The 6,000-nt window shown below is 69.5% G+C and carries 5 protein-coding genes; 3 read left to right on the forward strand and 2 right to left on the reverse strand.

Going from position 1 to position 6,000, the window contains the following annotated elements; translation table 11 throughout:
• Positions 1 to 893 precede the first annotated feature (893 nt).
• Both ACH4J0_RS31050 and ACH4J0_RS31055 read right to left on the reverse strand, forming a co-directional pair.
• On the reverse strand, positions 894 to 1,193 hold the full coding sequence (locus tag ACH4J0_RS31050; RefSeq protein WP_396244079.1) for a helix-turn-helix domain-containing protein: 300 nt from the start codon (positions 1,191 to 1,193) through the stop codon (positions 894 to 896).
• A gap of 686 nt (positions 1,194 to 1,879) precedes the next feature.
• A complete protein-coding gene (locus ACH4J0_RS31055) occupies positions 1,880 to 2,305 on the reverse strand; it encodes a hypothetical protein (RefSeq protein ID WP_396244081.1) in 426 nt (141 codons plus the stop codon).
• Between the two features lie 227 nt (positions 2,306 to 2,532).
• Here ACH4J0_RS31055 and ACH4J0_RS31060 point away from each other — a divergent pair, with 227 nt between their 5' ends.
• The 3 genes from ACH4J0_RS31060 (at position 2,533) to ACH4J0_RS31070 (ending at position 5,866) form a co-directional block, all read left to right on the forward strand.
• Positions 2,533 to 3,378: a sigma-70 family RNA polymerase sigma factor gene (locus tag ACH4J0_RS31060; RefSeq protein WP_396244082.1), complete on the forward strand. Its 846-nt coding sequence runs from the start codon at positions 2,533 to 2,535 to the stop codon at positions 3,376 to 3,378.
• Positions 3,379 to 3,381: 3 nt separating this feature from the next.
• Complete coding sequence (locus ACH4J0_RS31065) at positions 3,382 to 4,221, forward strand: hypothetical protein (protein WP_396244084.1); 840 nt, start codon at positions 3,382 to 3,384, stop codon at positions 4,219 to 4,221.
• 1,048 nt (positions 4,222 to 5,269) lie between these two features.
• Positions 5,270 to 5,866, forward strand: coding sequence for a lytic polysaccharide monooxygenase (locus ACH4J0_RS31070; RefSeq protein WP_396244085.1), 597 nt, complete (start codon positions 5,270 to 5,272; stop codon positions 5,864 to 5,866).
• Positions 5,867 to 6,000: the final 134 nt, after the last annotated feature.

The following is a 6,000-nucleotide window of genomic DNA, read 5'->3' on the forward strand; positions in this document are numbered from 1 at the left end:
AGCGGTGTCGCTAGGTCTAGCGAGGGCCGACGCTAGGTCTGGCGCCCGATCCAGGACCCGGCCAGGGCGCGGTGGGGAGGGTTCGGGGCTTCTCGGGGCGGGCGTGTTGTCCTAGGTGCGGATTTCTGCGTCATCGCGTCACCTGCGACATCCGAGCCCCTGACCTGGGGCTTTGGGTGACGCGGTAGCCGTGGCCTGCGTCACCGGCTGCGTCACCGGCTGACGCACGGCGGCTCCCCGGGGCGCGTGTTGTCCGAGGCTCGGATTTCTGCGTCATTGCGACATCAGCGTCATGCGGGCCTGTGACCTGGGACTTTGCATGACGCAGTGCCCGGGGGCTGCGTCATCGGTGCGTCATGGGCTGCGTCATGGCATGACGCACGTGTACGCAGGATGACGCAGGAGCAGCCGTCTGCGTCATGGTCATTGCCGCAGGTCGGGGGCCGTTTTCCGGCTCGCATGACGCACATGTCGCAGCGTCTTCCTACTTAGGAAAAGGAGGGGCTGTTGTAGTTGGGGCGGTGTCTTGCGGCGCGGGGCCGGGGGTGACGCAGGCTGGGCCTGCGGGTGACGCAGGTGTACGCAGGATGACGCAGAAGATTCCGTCTGCGTCACCGCTGTTGTCGCAGGTCAGGGGCCGTTTTTCGGTCCTGGGTGACGCGGTGACGCAGACTCTTCCTACTTAGGAAAAAGAAGGGGCTGTTCTTGCAGTAGTCGCTCGCCTCAGAGAGCGATGAAGGAGCCGCTTCGCGGCTCGACCTTTAAGCGGCTCCGCCGAACAGCAAGAGGAGCACCCCGCGCCGGGGGAGCCCGGTGCTCTTCTTGCTTGTCCGCCCCGCCGGGCGTCCAGGTTGCTGGACACGACGGCCACTCCCGGGCGGCGGTGGGGCCGGTCAGTTGCGCGGCTTGGTCCAGGGGCACCGTTCCCGGCTGCTGGACGGGGCGCCGGCGGCGACGGCGGACAGGGCGGCGGGCAGTCCGGTGGCGGCCAGGTAGGCGCGGAAGGCCTCGTGGGAGATGCGGACCTGGCCCCGGCCGTTGCCGACCCGGTAGGCGTCCAGTCGCCCGCTACGGGCCATGCGCCAGACGGTCTCCTGCGACAGCCGCAGGGCGAAGGCCACCTGCGGCACCGTCAGGTAGTCCGTCGGGTCCGCGAGCGGGACCGGGTCGATGGTCGGCGGCAAGGTGTTCATGCGGGTCTCCTCAGTCGGGTAGCGGGCCGGGAATGGGGTCGGGTCGAATGCGTGCCGACGCTCACGGGCGCTCACGGCGCCGCGTTCACCGCTCACGGACGGACCCGTTTCAGGTCCGCCGGGCACGGTTTCAACCACGCGGGCGGCCGTTTCAACGGCGGGGTGAACGGGCCGGTGAACACCCGACTGGACGGTGCTCACGACGGGGCGTTCACCGCTCACGGCTGCGCCGGTTTCAGGTCCACGGGTGCCCGTTTCAGCGGCGCTGGCCGCCGTTTCAGGTCGGGGTGTCGGCGGTTCGGGGGCGCGGGAGTCGGTCCCGTTGTGGCTGGTCACAGCTACTCCTCATGGGTCGGGAGTCGGGTTGGAGTTCGGGGTGTTCACCGGTAAACGGCCGGGAGGTTCACCGGTGAACGGGTCGGCTGTCGGTCGGGTCGTTCCCGCTGGTCAGTAGGCGACCGATGCTTGGGGGTATAGGGCGGGAAGCGCTTCCCGTGAGCGCGGGGAACGGTCGGCGGGAACGCTGGGAACGGTCCCGTGAGCGGCGGTGAACAGTCGGGTGTTCACCGCCTCGCGGGTGCCCCTGAAAGTCGGCCGACCGGGGCTGAAACGGGTGCCGCCGGTCGGGCGGGGTGAGCGGGTCGTGAGCGCCCGTGAGCGTCGGTGAGCACTCACCCCGGGAGGTGTCAGGCGGCGGCGAACAGTCGGGTGTTCACCGCCGGGGCGGCGGGCGGCTGCGGGGCGGTGACGCCGAACGTGCGGGTCACGGCCTCGGCCACCAGCTTGGTGTAGGCGTAGAACGGCCGACGCGAGTGCGACAGCGCGGTGCGGGCCAGCTCCGAGTACTCCTCGATCTGGTGGGCGTCGGAGCTGACGATCGCGAACCGCAGGGCCTCCGCCAACTCCTCGGACTTCAGCAGGTCGGAGGCGGTGAGCATCATCTCCGGGTGGAAGGACAGCAGGCCCACCAGGTCGAAGAACCGCAGCGACAGCGACACCCGCACCGACAGGCGCGGCTCGGTCTCGCCCGGGTCCGCCTCGCCGAACAGCGAGATGTTCTCCTCCACCGCGTCGACGGTCAGGGACGGCTGAGTGGCGAGCGAAGCGTGCATGATGGAACTCCCTTCACCGGGGCACGAAGCGGCGTACTGACTTGGCGGTTGGGGCGCCGCTTCGCTGCATGTTTGGGCAGGTCAGAGACGTGCTAAGCCCGTTTCCCTGTGTTGCTTAGGGGGGCTCTCGCTCTCTCGCGATACCCAAGGTAGGCAGTCGCCATCTGTGCGTCAACCCCCTCTAGCGGTAGGCTTGCTTCGCCCCCCTAGGCAGTGAAGGGATCACGATGCACGAGGAGCTTGAGCGGGTGGCCAACGTGGCTGTCCCGATCGAACGGGCCAAAGCGGCGATTGCCCTGATGGCGGACTACCAGAACCGAGTGGTCGAGCTGTCCCGCGTCCGCCGGGAGGCCATCGAAGAGGCGTCGACGTCGGGCATGTCGCAGACCGAAATCGCTGCTCTGCTCGGCGTGAGCCGTGGGCGTGTCGGTCAGCTCGCGTCGGCCGGCCCCGCGCCGGAGCGGGCGTTCTTCGGGCTCGGCCCGATGACCGTGGCGCTCGGCGGCAAGTACGAGGCGGGGAAGTCCCTAGACGAGAACCCAAGCGAGGTCGTGACCAGGGAAGACCTGAGCAACTACGAGCACCTGCGCAAGCTGTTCGCGGGCCTCAAGCTCGACTCGGACTCCGAGGTGATCCCGCCGTCCGGCATCGTGAACCTGAACCGCGAGCACCTGGTCGTCATCTGCGGGCCTCGGCTGTCCCCGATCGTGGCCCAGGTGCTCGAAGGCGACGACAACCTGCGGTTTCGCAAGGACTCGGCCTGGCACCTGGTGGACCTGCACACCGAGACCGAGTACCGCTCACCGCTCGACGTGGACGGCACGGCCGGGGACGTCGGCTACCTCGCTCGACTTCCCCGCCTCGACGGCAAGGGGACCTTCCTGTACATCGCGGGCATCCACGCGATCGGCGCGAACGGCGTCGTGCACTACCTGGAGAACCACCTCGGCGAGCTCTACCGCGAGGTGCGGGCGAAGCGTTTCTCCACTCTCATCTCCTGCCGTTACGACCCGCAGACCCTGGAAGTTCTGGAGAGCAGCAGGGTGACCCCGATCTACCGACACGAGGGCTGACAGATGCGCGTCTCCATCGCCACCGCTCCGGGCAGCGCGAACCCGAACGAAGACTGGGTGGCGGCCACGCCCACGCTCGCCGTCGTCCTAGACGGGCTGAGCACGGCCGGACTCGACACCGGCTGTCGGCATGGCGTCCCGTGGTACGTCGCCCAGTTGGGCGGCCACCTGGTGGCCGCGCTGGCGGAGCCCGGCCGGCCGCTGGTTGACGGGTTGGCGCAGGCCCTCGACCAGGTCGCCGAGCTCCACCCCGGGTGCGATCTCGGCAACCCCGGGACGCCATCAGCAACGGTGTCGATCCTGCGGGCCGGAGTCGACCGCTTCGACTACCTGGTTCTCGCCGACTCGCCCATCGTTTTCGAGCGGGCCGACGACTACCACGTGGTCACGGACCTGCGGGTGGACACCGTGGTGCCCGAACTGCGCGCCGAGACGGAACGGTTCGCCACCGGGACGCCCGAGCACGCTGAGGCCGTCCGCCGGATGGTCGAGGCCCAGCGACTCACCCGGAACACTTCGGATGGCTACTGGGTGGCTGCGTCTACCGCCGACGCGGCGCACCATGCCGTGACTGGTGGGGTGCCCTTGGCGGGCGTTCGGTCGGCGGTCGTCATGTCGGACGGGGCGTCCCGGCTGGTCACTGAATACGGCGAGGCGTCGTGGGCTGAGGTGTTCGACCTTCTGAGGAGCCAAGGTGCGCACGGGCTGATCTCGAAGGTGCGACAGGTCGAGGCAGCGGATCCTCATGGCGTTCGCTGGCCGCGCTTCAAAGCCAGCGATGATGCTGCGGTTGCCTTCCTTGCCGCAGAGCCTGCGGGATCAAGCTCCGCTCTATACGCTTGAGCTGATGGAAGAACAGCGAACAGGAGGGGTTGCATGCGCTGTCCGTCTTGCGCTGGCCTCACCTGCGCTGTCGACATCGAACGTCGATCCGCCCGACGGAACCGGATGTGTTTGTCGTGCGGCCTACGTTTCGCGACGTTGGAACTGCTCGTCCTTGTCCGGGCCCCAGGCTGCGACGTCATTGAGCCCTTCTGCCGACGTTCCATCGTCGTCCGCGCGCTAGTAAGCACCTCCCGTCACAAGGCTGCCGATGAGGCCAGGGCTCACCTGAGTCGAAGGCGATCTGGGTGGGAGTTCGTAGCTCGAAGAACCTTCAGTAAAGAGCAGGCGGCCAGCCGGACCGCTGGGGGCGCTAAGCGCTCCCAGCGGTTGGCTGCCGCTTAGGGTCGGGGCGGCTAGGCGCTAAGGCGTCGACTCGGATCTCTGTGTCGCTGAAGGAGCGTGGCGCGCGATCCGGCCCCGTGGGCGCGCCCACATATCCGTGAACAACTTCCTCAACGACGTCTTCGTCAACCTCTGCGCTGGGGCTGCAGCGGCGGCGGTCGCCCATGCTGCGCGAGCTGTGCAGGCAGCGTGGCGGCGGCGCGGCCGGAAGGGCGCTGACGAGGCGTCACCGGAACAGGACTGACGTGCTTCGGCCTGGGCCGTCTGTGGGCCGTCCGGCGTCGATCAAGGGTGGCCAACGATGACAACCGTCGACGGCTCAGCCGCAGGTCAGAGCTCGTTGATCAGGGCTGAAAAATCGACAGGCCAGACCCAGGGCAAGAAGTAAGTCCAAGGTCTCAGGGCCCCGCACCCGGTTCGCCGGGGGTGGGGCCTTCGGCGTTCAACGGGCCAGCGGTGAGGGAGAGTTGAGGTCCGGCGGCCGAGTCGCCATCACGTCCAAAGTGGTTCAGACCATTGACGCGTGTTGGCGCCGGCTCCTACCGTGAGGGCACCGGGCCGGCGCAGGCATGCCAAGGGATCCCCCATGCCCCGGGCCGTCGCACCCCACGCGCGCGCGTCTGCGCCCCGGCGCACTCTCCATCCACCCCCACGGAGGAGCACCATGCGCACACGTCATCTGGTCGGGGCGGCCGTCGCCGCGCTCGCGATCCCGCTCACCCTGGCCGTCCCGGCCCAGTCCCACGGCTACGTCACCACGCCGCCCAGCCGGGCCGCGCTCTGCGACGCGGACGCCGGCGCCGTCCCGTGGGACTGCGGCGACATCCAGTGGGAGCCGCAGAGCGTCGAGGGCCCGAAGGGCTTCCCGGCCGCCGGGCCGTCCGACGGCACCATCTGCGCCGGCGGCAACGCCCGCTTCGCCGAGCTGGACGACCCGCACGGCGGTGCCTGGCCGACCACGCCGGTGACGGCGGGCCAGCAGCTCACCTTCACCTGGCGGTTCACCGCCAGGCACGCCACCACCGACTTCAGGTACTACCTGACCAGGCCGGGCTACGACGCCTCCCGGCCGATCACCCGGGACAGCCTCGACCTGACGCCCTTCCTGGTCGTCCCGTACGGCGGGGTGCAGGTGCCGAGCACGCTCAGCCACACCGCGACCCTCCCGGGCGGGCGCACCGGGCACCAGGTGGTCGTCGCGGTGTGGACGATCGCCGACACCGGGAACGCCTTCTACTCCTGCACCGACGTGCAGTTCTGACCCGCCGACCGCAGGACGAAGCGGCCCGGGGGGGGCCGGCGGGGGCCCCCCCCGCCCCCCGCGGGGAGGGGGGCGGGGAGGATCGAGCGCGACCCCCGCCCCCCGCCCCCCGCCCCCCCCCCCCCCGCGCCGCC

The sequence above is a fragment of the Kitasatospora sp. NPDC017646 genome, assembly GCF_044329365.1.
In the GTDB taxonomy this organism is placed as follows: Bacteria; Actinomycetota; Actinomycetes; order Streptomycetales; family Streptomycetaceae; genus Kitasatospora.